This is a genomic window from Streptomyces sp. NPDC048389, from assembly GCF_040706335.1.
Classification (GTDB): domain Bacteria; phylum Actinomycetota; class Actinomycetes; order Streptomycetales; family Streptomycetaceae; genus Streptomyces.
In genome coordinates this window covers 22,333-36,129 of the sequence record NZ_JBEZKP010000013.1, presented here as the reverse complement: position 1 = coordinate 36,129, position 13,797 = coordinate 22,333, and the positions used below count along the sequence as shown (strand labels likewise).

The 13,797-nt window shown below is 71.0% G+C and carries 15 protein-coding genes; 6 read left to right on the top strand and 9 right to left on the bottom strand.

Annotated features, from left to right (window positions below; genetic code table 11):
* Positions 1-146 precede the first annotated feature (146 nt).
* Positions 147-1,007, bottom strand: coding sequence for a 3-methyl-2-oxobutanoate hydroxymethyltransferase (gene panB / locus AB0903_RS12490; RefSeq protein ID WP_366701809.1), 861 nt, complete (start codon positions 1,005-1,007; stop codon positions 147-149).
* A gap of 314 nt (positions 1,008-1,321) precedes the next feature.
* Here panB and AB0903_RS12485 point away from each other — a divergent pair, with 314 nt between their 5' ends.
* Positions 1,322-2,365, top strand: coding sequence for an endonuclease/exonuclease/phosphatase family protein (locus AB0903_RS12485; protein WP_366701807.1), 1,044 nt, complete (start codon positions 1,322-1,324; stop codon positions 2,363-2,365).
* Positions 2,366-2,752: 387 nt separating this feature from the next.
* Here AB0903_RS12485 and AB0903_RS12480 read toward each other — a convergent pair whose 3' ends face one another.
* On the bottom strand, positions 2,753-4,519 hold the full coding sequence (locus AB0903_RS12480; protein ID WP_366701805.1) for an NAD+ synthase: 1,767 nt from the start codon (positions 4,517-4,519) through the stop codon (positions 2,753-2,755).
* A gap of 197 nt (positions 4,520-4,716) precedes the next feature.
* Between AB0903_RS12480 and AB0903_RS12475 the strand changes: the two genes are divergently transcribed.
* The gene (locus tag AB0903_RS12475; RefSeq protein WP_366701803.1) at positions 4,717-5,097 is read left to right on the top strand and encodes a hypothetical protein; all 381 of its coding nucleotides are present in this window, start codon (positions 4,717-4,719) and stop codon (positions 5,095-5,097) included.
* A gap of 275 nt (positions 5,098-5,372) precedes the next feature.
* On the opposite strand, the gene AB0903_RS12470 is transcribed toward AB0903_RS12475, so the two are convergent.
* The 4 genes from AB0903_RS12470 to AB0903_RS12455 form a co-directional block, all read right to left on the bottom strand.
* Positions 5,373-5,828, bottom strand: coding sequence for a CBS domain-containing protein (locus AB0903_RS12470; protein ID WP_366701801.1), 456 nt, complete (start codon positions 5,826-5,828; stop codon positions 5,373-5,375).
* 118 nt (positions 5,829-5,946) lie between these two features.
* Positions 5,947-6,618, bottom strand: coding sequence for a DUF305 domain-containing protein (locus AB0903_RS12465; RefSeq protein ID WP_366701799.1), 672 nt, complete (start codon positions 6,616-6,618; stop codon positions 5,947-5,949).
* A gap of 5 nt (positions 6,619-6,623) precedes the next feature.
* Positions 6,624-7,271 (bottom strand): DUF3105 domain-containing protein, encoded by a 648-nt coding sequence (locus tag AB0903_RS12460; protein ID WP_366701797.1) that lies wholly within the window; start codon positions 7,269-7,271, stop codon positions 6,624-6,626.
* Between the two features lie 70 nt (positions 7,272-7,341).
* Complete coding sequence (locus tag AB0903_RS12455) at positions 7,342-7,713, bottom strand: hypothetical protein (RefSeq protein ID WP_366701795.1); 372 nt, start codon at positions 7,711-7,713, stop codon at positions 7,342-7,344.
* 262 nt (positions 7,714-7,975) lie between these two features.
* Between AB0903_RS12455 and AB0903_RS12450 the strand changes: the two genes are divergently transcribed.
* The 3 genes from AB0903_RS12450 (at position 7,976) to AB0903_RS12440 (ending at position 11,243) form a co-directional block, all read left to right on the top strand.
* Positions 7,976-9,337 (top strand): glutamine synthetase family protein, encoded by a 1,362-nt coding sequence (locus tag AB0903_RS12450; RefSeq protein WP_366701793.1) that lies wholly within the window; start codon positions 7,976-7,978, stop codon positions 9,335-9,337.
* 71 nt (positions 9,338-9,408) lie between these two features.
* The gene (locus AB0903_RS12445) at positions 9,409-10,896 is read left to right on the top strand and encodes a membrane-associated oxidoreductase (protein WP_366701791.1); all 1,488 of its coding nucleotides are present in this window, start codon (positions 9,409-9,411) and stop codon (positions 10,894-10,896) included.
* A 125-nt stretch (positions 10,897-11,021) separates the two neighbouring features.
* Complete coding sequence (locus AB0903_RS12440; RefSeq protein WP_366701789.1) at positions 11,022-11,243, top strand: antitoxin; 222 nt, start codon at positions 11,022-11,024, stop codon at positions 11,241-11,243.
* Between the two features lie 66 nt (positions 11,244-11,309).
* Here the strand turns inward: AB0903_RS12440 and AB0903_RS12435 are convergent, their stop codons facing one another.
* Genes AB0903_RS12435 through AB0903_RS12425 form a run of 3 tightly spaced genes read right to left on the bottom strand, consistent with a single transcriptional unit; the run spans position 11,310 to position 13,062 of the window.
* A complete protein-coding gene (locus tag AB0903_RS12435) occupies positions 11,310-11,981 on the bottom strand; it encodes a class I SAM-dependent methyltransferase (protein WP_366701787.1) in 672 nt (223 codons plus the stop codon).
* A gap of 59 nt (positions 11,982-12,040) precedes the next feature.
* Positions 12,041-12,238, bottom strand: coding sequence for a DUF397 domain-containing protein (locus tag AB0903_RS12430; RefSeq protein WP_366701785.1), 198 nt, complete (start codon positions 12,236-12,238; stop codon positions 12,041-12,043).
* Complete coding sequence (locus AB0903_RS12425; RefSeq protein WP_366701783.1) at positions 12,235-13,062, bottom strand: helix-turn-helix transcriptional regulator; 828 nt, start codon at positions 13,060-13,062, stop codon at positions 12,235-12,237. Before AB0903_RS12425 ends, AB0903_RS12430 begins: the two co-directional genes overlap by 4 nt.
* 120 nt (positions 13,063-13,182) lie before the next feature.
* On the opposite strand from AB0903_RS12425, the gene AB0903_RS12420 reads away from it, so the two are divergent.
* On the top strand, positions 13,183-13,671 hold the full coding sequence (locus AB0903_RS12420; protein WP_366701781.1) for an ATP-binding protein: 489 nt from the start codon (positions 13,183-13,185) through the stop codon (positions 13,669-13,671).
* Positions 13,672-13,797: the final 126 nt, after the last annotated feature.

Genomic DNA, 13,797 nt, shown 5'->3' with positions numbered 1-13,797 from the left:
GCCTCCCGGCTGCCTTGATGCGGTCCCCGAGGCCACTTCCCACGGTACGCCGACAGCCCGCCGACGGGGGACGGTCGGCGGGCTGTCGTCTGTGCCGGGAGTGGCTCTGTGCCGCTGTGCCGCTGTGCGCGTGACGCGGTGGAGACTCAGTGGAAGCTGTGCTCCTCGGCGGGGAACGCGCCGCCCGCGACGTCGTCCGCGAACGCCTTCGCCGCGTCGCCGAGGGTCTGCCGGAGGTTCGCGTACTGCTTGGTGAAGCGCGGCACCTTGCCGCCGGTCAGGCCGGCCATGTCGGTCCACACCAGGACCTGCGCGTCGGTGTCCGGGCCGGCGCCGATGCCGATGGTGGGGATGTGCAGGGAGCGGGTCACCTCGGCGGCGAGCTCCGCGGGGACCAGCTCGAGGACCACCGCGAACGCGCCCGCGTCCTGAGCGGCCTTGGCGTCGCGGATCAGCTTGTGCGCGGCCTCGTCGCTGCGGCCCTGCACCCGGTAGCCCATGGTGTTCACGGACTGCGGGGTCAGGCCGAGGTGCGACATGACCGGGATGCCGGACTGCACGATCAGCTCGGTCTGGGCCAGCGAGCGCTCGCCGCCCTCCAGCTTGACCGCGCCGACACCGGCGTCCTTGACCAGCCGGGTGGCGTTGCGCAGGGCCTGGACCGGGCCCTCCTGGTACGCGCCGAAGGGCAGGTCGCCCACGACGAGCGCGCGCCTGGTGCCCCGTACGACGGCCGCCGACAGCAAGGTCATCTCGTCCATCGTGACGGGCACGGTGGTCTCGTAGCCGAGGTGGCAGTTGCCCATCGAGTCGCCCACGAGCACCACCGGGATGCCTGCCTCGTCGAAGACGGACGCGGTCATCGCGTCGTAGGCGGTGAGCATGGGCCACTTCTCGCCGCGCTCCTTGGCGGCGGCGATGTCGTGCACGGTGATGCGGCGCGTCTGCTTGCCGCCGTACAGCGCCCTGCTGCTGTCGGGAGTCCTCTGAGCAGGCTGAAGCGTCATGAGTATTCGGCTCCTTCGTCATCTCGAGGCGCCCTGACGGCGTCCCCGGATCGCCTCCATGGTGGCACTTGATCCCGCCCCGGGAAAGAGGACCCCGTCACACGGCCGCGTCGCCACGCCCGGCCGCCGAAGTGTGCCCGTTCTGTCACAGCGCGGGCGCCGGGCCCGGCGGCAGGAACCCGGCGTGCCGCCCCGTCGTCATCGAGACAGTACGGCCGTCCCCGGACGGCGGAGTGACCACCCGGCCATCGCCTAGGGTCCATAGGACGACGGCGAGGGCGGGCGTGACGGCAAGGCAAGTGAGGACAGCATTCATGGCGCAGGCGTACACGGCGGAAACGGGGAGCGACGCAGCCGGGACGTCCACCGGCTCCCTCGCCGGGAGACTCGGGAGTCTCCTGCCCGCGCGGTGGCGCGAGGACCGGGGAATCTGGCGGCGCGGCATCGTTCTCGCGCTGTGCGCCGTGCTGATCGCCCTGCTGATGGTGCTGCACGCGCAGATCCCCAACCGGATCGGCAACCTCGGCAGCCTGACCGAGACGTTCCTGCCGTGGTTCGGTGTCTTCGTACCGCTGATCGCCGTCGCGGCGCTGCTGCGGCGCTCCGCGACCGCGCTGATCGCCGCGGTGCTGCCGCTGGCCGTGTGGCTCAATCTCTTCGGCGGGCTGCTCGCCGACAAGTCCGCGGAGGCGGGCGGTGCCCGCGGTGATCTGACGGTCGCCACGCACAACGTGAACGCCGACAACCCGGACCCGACGGGCACCGCGAAGGACGTCGCCGCCTCCGGGGCGGACGTCCTGGCCCTGCAGGAGCTGCCGGCCGGGCAGGTCGCGGCGTACGAGGAGGCCCTGGCCGGCACGTACCGCTACCACGCGGTGGAGGGCACGGTCGGCCTGTGGAGCAAGTACCCGCTGACCGGCACGGCCCCCGTCGACATCCGGATGGGCTGGGTCCGTGCCATGCGCGCGACGGTGACGGTGCCCGAGGGGGACGTCGCGGTGTACGTCGCGCACATGCCGTCCGTGCGGGTGAAGCTCAACGCCGGGTTCACCGCGGGCCAGCGCGATGACAGCGCCGACGCGCTGGGCGAGGCGATCGCCCGCGAACGGCTGGACCGGGTCGTGCTGCTCGGAGACCTCAACGGCACGATGAACGACCGCGCACTCAACGCCGTCACGTCCCAGATGCGCTCCACGCAGGGCGCGGCGGGCGACGGCTTCGGCTTCAGCTGGCCGGCGGCGTTCCCGATGGCGCGGATCGACCAGATCATGGTGCGCGGGGTGGAGCCGGTGTCGTCGTGGACGCTGCCGCGCACGCCCAGCGACCATCTGCCGATCGCGGCGAGCGTCACGCTGTGAGGTTCCCCGCCCCCGCTCTTCTCTGACGGCGGCAGGCTCCGCTTCCGTATCCGCGAGCGGCACGGAAAGCGGTGCCCGGCCCGGGCGGAGCCGCGTGGCGGCGGCTCGTCCCGGCGGCCTTCCCGTTTCCGGTCGGCTCGCTTTCCGGTCTCGGTCGGCACGCCTTTCCGTTTCCGGTCTCGGTCGGCATGCCCTGCCGTGCACGGTCGGCGCCGCCTTGGCTCCGTGACACCGTCGTCGTCCTCGGCGCTCGTCGGCGAGGTCTCGGCCGCCGTGGGATCGCGATCGCCCTGACGGCCGGGCTGCCGGCCCGCGAGGGGGCCGTACGGCGAAGGGGCCTCCCGCGACGACGCGGGAGGCCCCTTCGCACCGGAGACGGTCAGCCGGTCAGCCGGTCCGGCTCGTCGTCTCGCGCCAGCGGTTCGTGATCGGCAGCCGCCGGTCCTTGCCGAAGCCCTTCGCCGAGATCTTGGTGCCCGGCGGGTACTGGCGCCGCTTGTACTCCGCCGTGTCCACCAGCCGCAGCGTCTTCGTCACCAGCTCCTCGTCGAAACCGGCCGCGACGATCGCGTCCCTGCCCTGGTCCCGGTCGACGTACAGCTCGAGGATCCGGTCCAGCACGTCGTAGTCCGGCAGCGAGTCGGTGTCGACCTGACCGGGGCGCAGCTCGGCGCTCGGCGGCTTGGTGATCGACGCCTCCGGGATCGGCGGTGTCCCGCCGCGCTCCTCGGCAGCGCGGTTGCGCCACTTCGCCAGCCGGAACACGGTCGTCTTGTAGACGTCCTTGATCGGCCCGTACGCGCCGACCGAGTCGCCGTAGAGCGTCGAATACCCCACGGCCAGCTCGGACTTGTTGCCCGGCGCGAGCACGATGTGGCCTTCCTGGTTGGAGATCGCCATGAGCATCGTGCCGCGCAGCCGCGACTGCAGGTTCTCCTCCGCGAGACCGGTGAGCCCCAGCGAGTCCATGTACGCGTCGAACATCGGCTCGATCGGCACGGTACGGAAGTGGAGCCCGGTCCGGCGGGCCAGCTCGGCGGCGTCGCCCTTGGAGTGGTCGGAGCTGTACTTGGACGGCATCGAGACGCCGTACACGTTCTCGGCACCGACCGCGTCGCAGGCGACGGCGGCGACGAGGGCGGAGTCGATCCCGCCGGACAGGCCGATGAGCACCGAACGGAAACCGTTCTTCGCGGCGTACGCGCGCAGGCCGACGACCAGCGCCGAGTACACCTCCTCGTCGTCGTCGAGCCGGTCGGCGTAACCGCCGGTGAGCTCCGCCTCGTACGCGGGCAGGGGCTCCTCCGACAGGACGACGCGGTCGATGCGCAGCCCGTCGTCGACCACGCCGTCCGGGGCGTCGGCCGCGGCGGCGGGCAGCTCCAGGTCGATCACGACGCTGCCCTCGGAGAACTGCGGGGCGCGGGCGACGACTTCGCCGTCCGGGCCGACGACGATCGAGTCGCCGTCGAAGACCAGCTCGTCCTGCCCGCCGATCATCGCCACGTAGGCGGTGGTGCAGCCGGCCTCCTGGGCGCGCTTGCGCACCAGCTCCAGGCGGGTGTCGTCCTTCTCGCGCTCGTACGGCGAGGCGTTGATCGACACCAGCAGCCCGGCCTTCGCGCTGCGGGCCGCCGGCACCCGGCCGCCGTCCTGCCAGAGGTCCTCGCAGATCGCGAGCGCCACGTCGACGCCGTGGACGCGGACCACCGGCATGGTGTCGCCCGGCATGAAGTAGCGGAACTCGTCGAAGACGCCGTAGTTCGGGAGGTGGTGCTTGGCGAAGCTCAGCACCACCCGGCCGCGGTGCAGCACGGCCCCGGCGTTGTGCGGGGCGCCGGCGGGCTGGCCGTACCTGGGCCGGCCCGTCTCCGAACGGTCCAGATACCCGACGATCACGGGCAGTTCGCCGAATCCCTCGGCGTCGAGCCGCACGGCGAGGGCGCGCAGCGCGGCACGGGACGCGTCGACGAACGACGACCGCAGAGCGAGATCCTCGACGGGATAGCCGGTCAACACCATCTCGGGGAACGCGACGAGATGCGCCCCCTGCTCGGCGGCGTGCCGGGTCCAGTGCACGATCGCCTCGGCGTTGCCGGCGAGGTCGCCGACGGTCGAGTCGATCTGATTCAGAGCGAGGCGTAGTTGAGGCACGGGGGCCAGTGTAATCGTCTTTCTGACGCGATGCCCTTCCGCGTGACGCGGCCCACACGGCGGCGGGCCGCCCGCGCTGGGCCGCTCCCTCTCCAGCCCTTCTCGCAGCACCGGCATGCGGCTCTGCCGCGCGGAGCTCCGCCCGTCCCCGCTTCGCGGGGCTCCTCCCCGGGCCTGGCGGCCTCACCTGTGCCCGCGTGCCTCAACCGCCGACGGTCGGCCGCCCCACCCCGAACTCCCGATGGTCGAATGCCGACCTCGCCCAGAAGGCGGTCAACCAGCTCGTCGACCAGAACAAGGCGCGCATCCAGAAGTTCGTCCAGGACTCCGGCAAGCCCGGGAAGCCGCAGCAGCTCACGCTCACCGGCACCTACGGCACCGGGTCGCTGGGCGACAGCGTCGACCATCTCGGCAATTACAGTGCGACGACGAGCAACCGCTTCACCGTGACCCTGGCCGCCGCCAACCAGTTCTGGTCGCCCATGTCGCCCGAGACGTACGGCCGCCTGGAACGCCTCAGCGCGGCGTTCGGTCACGGCCCGCATGTCGTCGACGCGGTCCGGTACCTCGTCGACTGACCGGTCGACCTGCGTCCGCAGGAGCAGCGGACGGCCCACGTGGTGAACCGGTCCGCCGGCACAGGGTGCTCCGGCCCTCCTACCCCGAGAACTCCTGGGCAAGGACGCGTTGCCTCACCGGACTCGTCGGTCCGTTCCCCGTCCCGGCCTTCGCATCGGTGTGCCCCGCCCAGGGCAGGGCACACCGCGGTCGACGGAGCGCCGCCCGGGCGGCAGGGCACGCCCGGGGCGCGGTGCGCCACCGGGGACGGGCCCCCGGACGCGCAGCGCCCACGTCAGGTCATCGATCCCGCACTTGTCAACCGCTCCGTCCCGCTCTCCGCGTACACCCGTTCCGCCCACCCCGTCAGCTGGTCCTCGTTCAGGTGCTGCGCCAGGTCCGCCTCACTGATCATGCCGACCAGCCGCTTGTTCTCGATCACCGGCAGCCGCCGGATCTGGTGGCTCTGCATCTCCCGGAGCACCTCGTCGACGTCCGCGCCCGAGTCGATCCAGCGCGGGGTGCCCTTCGCCATGTCGCCCGCCGTGACCCGGGACGGGTCGTGGCCCATCGCCACGCAGCCGACGACGATGTCACGGTCGGTGAGGATGCCGCACAGGCGCTCGTCGGCGTCGGCGATCGGCAGGGCGCCGACGTCCAGCTCGCGCATCAGCTGGGCCGCGCGGTCGAGGGTCTCGTGTTCGGGGATCCACCGGGCCCCCGGGTGCATGATGTCCTTCGCCGTGGTCATGGGTCTGCCTCCTGGATGCCGTAAGGCCCCGAGCCACCCCATTGTCGTTGCGCCGTCCGGGGTACGCGACCGCAGTCGTCGCGTACCCCGGACGGCGGCCCGGCCGGTCTCGCGCGCGTCAGGTGCGCGGCTGCGCGCCGCGCTTGCGCAGCAGGTCGACCATCAGCTCGACCTCCGACGCCTGCGCGTCCACCATGCCCTGCGCCAGATCGCGCTCCACGCCGACCTCGCACCGCTCGACGCAGCCCTTGGCCATGGCGATGCCGCCGTTGTGATGGATGATCATCAGCTGGAGGTAGAGGATCTCGGCCTCCCTGCCGCCGAGCCGGGCCAGCCGCTCCATGTCCGCCTTGGTCGCCATGCCGGCCATCAGCGCCCCGTCCTCGGCCTGAGGGCCCAAGTGCCCGGAGTGGCCGCCGTGCCCGGAAGCGCCGTCCGCCCCCGTGCTCATCCACTCCATCGGCTCGGCGTCCGCCTGCACCTTCGGCAGTCCCCACAGGTCCAGCCAGCCCAGCATCATCCCGCGCTGGTTCGCCTGCGTGTTGGCGATGTCGTACGCGAGCGTGCGCACCTCTTCGTCCCGGGTGCGCTCGCGGACGATGAACGACATCTCCACCGCCTGCTGGTGGTGCACGGACATGTCCCGGGCGAAACCGGCGTCCGCGGACGCCCCCGTCGGCGTGCGGCCCGCGGGGGAGGAGCCGTCGCCCGCGGAGGCCACCGTGGCGGCCCCCGCGAACAGCAGCGCGAGCGCGATCGCCGTGCCGGCGGCCCAGTGCGTACGCGTCATGCCCGTCACTTGCCGCTCAGTCCGCCCGTGCAGGCCGCGCCCGGCTCGGGTGTCTGCGGGCCCTGCACGTACTTGGTGAAGAACTGGCTGACCCGCTTGTCGTCGGCCGAGTCGACGGTGACCTGCTTGCCCCAGGCGCTCAGCATGATCACGCCCTTCTGGTCCTTGTACGGGCTCATCAGCGAGTACGGCGTCTTCTTGACCCGCTCGGCGAGCTCGTCCACGTCGGCCTTGTCGGCCTTGTCGGTGTAGGTCACCCACACCGCGCCGTGCTCCAGCGAGTGGACGGCGTTGCTGTCGGGGATCGGCTCCTGGTAGACGTCGCCGTTGCAGTTCATCCACACCTGCCGGTGGTCGCCGCCGACCGGCGGCGCCATCTCGTACGTGACGGGCGTGTCCACGTGGTTGCGGCCGAGCTTCTTCGGGTCCCAGGTCTGCTCGTCCTTGACGGGGGCCTTCGCCTCGGCGACGCGCTGCTCCTTCTCCTCGGACTCCTTGTTGAGAACGAAGACTCCGAAGCCGACGAGGCCGGCGACGACGACGCCGCTGATGCCGATGGTGAGGATGCGGTTGCGGCGCTCGCGGGACTGCTCGGCGCGGCGCATCTCTTCTATGCGGGCCCGGCGGTCGTTGGTGGTGTTACGGGAGGCCATGGTGGCGGTGTCCTTCGTGAAGTCTGCGGAATGGGGGGTTCGGCGATACGTGCAAGGCCGTGCGGACTCGTCACGTCCGCATCACCTGAAGGACGTGCAGGTCCGGGGCGCGTGCCTGCGCTCCGGAACGGTGCGGCGGGGCGGCGTCGGGGTCCGGCCCCACGGACGGGAGTGCGGCTCCCGCCGGCGGCGGGGCGTCCAGCGGCGGCGCGGTGAGCACCGCGGGGCTCGGCACCGGCATCATCCCGCAGCCGCCCTCGTCGTACGGGCAGCTGTACGCGGCCGCCGCGAGCGGCTCGTACGCGGGGGGAGTGGTCGCGTCGTGGTGCGTACCGCCCGGGCCGAGGCAGATGAAGAGCGCGCCGAGGAGCGTCGCCACGGCGCTCAGCAGAGCCGTGGGACGCGTGTGGCGCGAGAGGCGGTAGGCCCGCGAACCCCCCATGGCCGCAGATCGTAGTGGGCGCGCCCGTCCCCTGCCGCAGTCGGGCGGCGGAAAGCGGGGCGGCCGGCAAGGCCGCCAGGGCCCCCGCTCCCGCCGGTCGCCGCCGTGTCCGGCAGAGTGAGGGGGCCTCAGGGTCGTCTCCGGGTGGCCCCTGACCCACAATGGGCACAGCCGCGTGCGCAATCTCCCCGAAACCCGCGGATGGGATGCTCCGGGGAGCAGGCACGCGCCGTGACCGGCAAGGATGGGTAGGAACGCAGACATGGACAAGCAGCAGGAATTCGTGCTCCGTACGCTCGAGGAGCGCGACATCCGCTTCGTACGCCTGTGGTTCACCGATGTGCTCGGCTTCCTCAAGTCGGTCGCCGTGGCACCCGCCGAACTGGAACAGGCATTCGACGAAGGCATCGGCTTCGACGGCTCCGCGATCGAGGGCTTCGCCCGGGTCTACGAATCGGACATGATCGCCAAGCCGGATCCGGCCACCTTCCAGATCCTGCCTTGGCGCGCCGAGGCCCCCGGCACGGCCCGGATGTTCTGCGACATCCTGATGCCCGACGGCTCGCCGTCGTTCGCGGACCCGCGCTTCGTGCTGAAGCGGATCCTGGCCAAGACCTCGGACCTGGGCTTCACCTTCTACACCCACCCCGAGATCGAGTTCTTCCTGCTCAAGGACAAGCCCGTCGACGGCACCCGGCCCACGCCCGCCGACAGCTCCGGCTACTTCGACCACACCCCGCAGAACGTCGGCATGGACTTCCGCCGCCAGGCGATCACCATGCTGGAGTCCATGGGCATCTCGGTCGAGTTCAGCCACCACGAGGGCGCGCCCGGCCAGCAGGAGATCGACCTGCGGTACGCGGACGCACTGTCGACCGCCGACAACATCATGACGTTCCGCCTGGTCATGAAGCAGGTCGCGCTGGAGCAGGGCGTCCAGGCCACCTTCATGCCGAAGCCGTTCTCTGAGTACCCGGGCTCCGGCATGCACACCCACCTGTCCCTCTTCGAGGGCGACCGCAACGCCTTCTACGAGTCCGGCGCCGAGTACCAGCTCTCCAAGGTGGGCCGCTCCTTCATCGCCGGCCTGCTGCGGCACGCCGCCGAGATCTCGGCCGTCACCAACCAGTGGGTCAACTCGTACAAGCGCATCTGGGGCGGTTCCACCCGCAGCGCCGGCGCCGGCGGAGAGGCCCCCTCGTACATCTGCTGGGGCCACAACAACCGCTCCGCCCTGATCCGCGTCCCGATGTACAAGCCGGGCAAGACCGGCTCCGCCCGCATCGAGGTCCGCTCCCTCGACTCCGGCGCCAACCCGTACCTGTCGTACGCCGTACTGCTCGCCGCCGGCCTCAAGGGCATCGAGGAGGGCTACGAACTCCCGGCCGGCGCGGACGACGACGTCTGGGCCCTCTCCGACGCCGAACGCCGCGCGATGGGCATCACCCCCCTCCCGCAGAACCTGGGCGAGGCGATCGACCTGATGGAGCGCAGCGAACTGGTGGCCGAGACGCTGGGCGAGCACGTCTTCGACTTCTTCCTGCGCAACAAGAAGCAGGAGTGGGAGGAGTACCGCTCCGAGGTCACCGCGTTCGAGCTGCGCAAGAGCCTGCCGGTTCTGTAGGCGCTGCGCCCAACGCGGGTGTGCCCGGTGGGAGTTGACAGTCCGAACGGGCGCACGACAGCATCCGGCCGGTGGAGATCACCGATCTGACACCGGCAGAGCGACGCGTCGTCGAGGCGTTCCCGCGGGGCGAGGGTGTCGACTTCCTCGGGGACGCCGGCGACGACGCCGGCGACGACGCCGGTCCCGGCGCTTCCCGGGGCCCCGAGCGGACCGTGCGCGCCGAGGTACTGCGCGCACTGCTGCTGGACGGACCGCGCCAGGACGGCGAGATCGCGGGTCTGAAGATGTCGGGCGCGCGGATCACCGGCGGGCTGGACCTCAGGTACGGGACGGTCAACTGCCCCGTTCGCCTGCGGGCCTGTCACTTCGAAGAGGCCCCGAACCTCTACGGCGCGCAGCTCCGCGCCCTCGTACTGACCGACTCGATGCTGCCGGGGCTCACCGCCGGGAACCTGCGCGTGGACCTCGCGCTGCGGATGAGCCGCTGCCGGGTCACCGGTCCCCTACGGCTGGCGGGAGCGCAGGTCGGCGGCGCCGTCTTCCTCGACGGGGCGCGCCTGGCCGCCGAGGGAGGCGGCCAGGCGCCGGCCGCGACGCTGCTGTCGCTCAACCACGCGACGATCGGCGCCGACATCTGGGCGGTGGGCCTCGTCGTGCACGGCGAGACCCGGCTGAACGGGGCCACCGTCGGCGGTCGGATCAACCTCGACGACGCCACCCTGCGCTGCCCGGGCGGTACCGCCCTGTACGGCGAGAGCCTGTCCGTCGGGGCCGACCTGCGAGCGATGCGTCTGCGGGCCGTGGGCCGGATCGACCTGACGGGAGCCACCGTCCCGGGTCAGCTGAATCTGGCGTATGCCAGGCTGTCGAACCCCGGCGGCCTGGCACTGCGTGCCAGCAGCTGCGTCGTCGGCGAACTGTGGCTGCGCGAAGCGGCACCGATCGAGGGTGCCGTCAATCTGCGCCGCTCCCAGCTGGAGCTGCTGCACATATCGCCGGAGGTCTGGCCCGACCAGGTCATGATCGACGGACTCGGCTACGGCAGGCTCGCCCCCCACCTGCCGGCCGAGCAGCGGCTGCCACTGCTGGAACGCGAACAGGCCGGCTATCTGCCGTTCACTTACGAGCAGCTCGCCACGGCCTACCGCTCGGCGGGCGACGAGGCCGCCGCCCGCACCGTCCAGTTCGCGAAGATCCGCCGCCATCGCCGCACGCTTCCTTGGCACGCCAGAGTCTGGGGCGCTCTCCAGGACGTGACCGTGGGGTACGGCTTCCGTCCGATGCGCGCCGCCGGATGGCTGGCGGCGCTGCTGCTCACCGGGACCGTCGCCTTCGCCCTGAACCATCCGCCCGCGCTGAAGCCCGGCGAGGCCCCCGATTTCAACCCCGCCTTCTACACCCTCGACCTGCTGCTGCCGATCGTCGGATTCGGCCAGGAGACCGCTTACGCGCCCCAGGGGGCGTACCAATGGCTGGCGTACCTGCTGATCATCGGCGGCTGGGTCCTGGCGACCACGATCGCGGCGGGGGTCACCCGGTCCCTGAGCCGCCAGTAGGTCCCGGTCCCGAACCTGGCTCCATCGGCTCAGGACCTGCGTGCTTCCAAGGGCTGCGGATGCGAAACGCGCCCGGGGCGGTGACCCTGGAGTGACGGGGGAACTGCGTCGAGGAGGAAATCCCCATGTCCATGATGGACAAGCTCAAGAACATGCTCAAAGGCCACCCCGAGCAGACGAACCAGGGCAGCGAGAAGGGCGGCGACTACGTGGACGACAAGACCCAGGGCAAGTACAGCCGCCACGTGGACACCGGCCAGGAGAAGATGAGGGGCCAGTCCGGAGGCGGCGACACCGGTGGCGGCACCGGCGGGACGGAACGCCGCGACGAGCCGCCGCGCCAGTGACCCCACCCATGTGAACGGCCCGGCCCGGACCGGTGGGCACCGCCCCCGGCCCGGGCCGCCGTGCGCCTATGTCTGCTCAGGCTTGCGGGCCAGCACGTGCGCCTGCGGCGTCTTCTCGTCCGGGGCCGCCTCCCGCACCATGGTCGCCGTCGGCTCGAAGCCGGCCTCCCGCAACTGCTCGGCGACGCGGTCCGGCCGCATACGGTGGAAGTCGAGCGACAGGGCGTGTCCGAACGCTTCGGTATGGCGCGATATGTCCTCACCGACCTGGAAGGCCAGCGCCAGGTGCCCGCCGGGCGCCAGGACGCGGTGGAACTCCGCGAGCACCCCGGGAACCTCGGCGGGCGGCAGGTGGATCAACGAGTACCAGGCGACGACCCCGCGCAGCGACCCGTCGGCGAAGCCGCCCAGCTCCGTCATCGACCCTTCGTCGAACCGCAGCTCCGGATACGTCCGCCGGGCCAGCGCCACCATCGCGGGCGACAGGTCGACGCCTCTGACGTCCGTCCCGAGTCCGTGGAGATACGCCGTCACCCGGCCGGGACCCGACCCGAACTCCACGACGGGTCCGCCACCGTCCTGCGCCACGGTCTGCGCGAAGGCGGTGAGCATGGCCAGGGTGAGGGGCTTGCCCTCCGGCTCGGCCCTGAACATCTCCGCGTAGTCGTCGGCGATCGCGTCGTACGAGGTGCGGGTGTCACGTAAGAAGGCGGCCTCTTCGCGTCGTGTCGTCGTCATACGGTCATGCATAGCAGGCGCCTCTGACAGGCAACGGGAGCATCGGCGACGCCGCCCGGTCAGCGCTCCGCGGCGTAGGCGACGAAGGCGGCCCACGCCGTGGGGTCGAGCGTCAGGCCGGGGACGGCCGCGTCCTTGGAGTCGCGGATGTGGACGGTGGCGGGGGTGGTGGCGACCTCGACGCAGCTGGAATCGGGCTCGCTGCTGCTGTAGCTGCTCTTCGACCACTGCAACCCGCGTATGGGCTTGTCGGTCATGTCTCTCCCAGCGCCTTCTCGATGAACGTCAGCGACTCCTGAGGGGTGAGCGCCTGTGCCCGGATGATTCCATACTGGATTTCCAGCGGCTGCACCTCCGTCGGATGTGAGACCAAGCGGGAGAAGCGCTGCACATCCACATGCCCGACGGTCGTTCCACTTCTCAGCCTCAGCAGTTGGAGAGGCCCGGCCATTCCTGCGTGGTCCTCCCGCTCGGTCGGCATGATCTGAATCTCGACGTGCCGCAACCGACCGACTGCCAGCAGCCGTTCGAGCTGGGCGCGCCAGACTTTCCGCCCACCGAGCGGCCTGCGCAGAGTGACCTCTTCCTGCACGAAGCTGAAGATCGGTGCCGATTGGGCGTCGAAGAGAGCCTGCCGTGCCATGCGTGCCGCGATGCCCTGCTCGATGACTTCCTCGGACAGGACGGGACGCCTCATGTGAAAGAGCGCACGGGCGTATGCCTCCGTCTGCAGGAGGCCGTGCACGTTGTGGTTTTCGTAGGCTGCCAGCTCGACGGACTCGCTCTCGAGTCTCGCCAGGTCGCGGACCTTCTTGGGGTAACGGGCCTCCGCGACATCCGACTTCATCGCCGAGATCATGCCGCCCGCGTTCAGCACCTCGTCCGCCTGGTCGAGAAACTCCGGCTTCGGTACGCGTCGGCCTCGTTCCACGGACGAAACCTGTTCCTCCCCGTACCCGATCGCAGCTCCGAGTTCGCTCTGCCGCAGCCCTGCTCGCTCGCGCCATGCCTTGATCTGACGGCCGACCGCTTTGAGTACGGCGCTCGTCTCGTCGTCGTAGCCGTCGGTCGGGTGCTCCATGGTGACCTCCGCATCAACACGCGTACGAGCCCGGACAACAGCCGCCCGCAGCCGGACAGAGGCGCCGCGTCCCGGCGGCAGCCCTGTTCAGGGTATGCACGGGCGGACACGCTGAGTGACGTGAACAAGGAAATCACCCGAACCGGCACCCCCGTCCGCCACTTCACCGTCCTGCTCTCCGCCACGCGCCGTGGAGCACGGCTCGCGCGGAGGCTCACCGTCGCCCATCTCGTGGACTGGGGGCGGCCGTACGAGGCCGCCGAGCAGATCGTCGCCGAACTCGCTGCCAACGCGGCGACCCACGGGCGCGTGCCCGGCCGGGACTTCCGGCTGACGCTGCGGCTCGACGCGGCGGGGGTCGTACGGATCGAGGTGGCCGACTCGCGTGGCGACCGGCTGCCCGTGCGTGGGCGGCAGTGCGACGACGCCGTTTCTGGGCGGGGCCTGTTGGTCGTGGAGGCGCTCGCCGATCGGTGGGGCGTGGATATCGGGCCGGTGCCCCGCAAGTCGGTATGGGCGGAGATCGACCCGTTTTCGCCCGTTGCACCGGAACAGGGGTGCCGCGACTCGGTGTTCCGCGACTCGGCGGGCCGCGAGGTCAAAGAGTAAGAAACGAGGGAAAGAACCCTGCCAACCCACCCCCACCCCTGGGTCACTCACGCGAGTGAAACGGACCCGTTCCGCTGGCGCATATGCCGAGGCGCGGTGCACGCTCGGGCTCGACAACTCCCATAC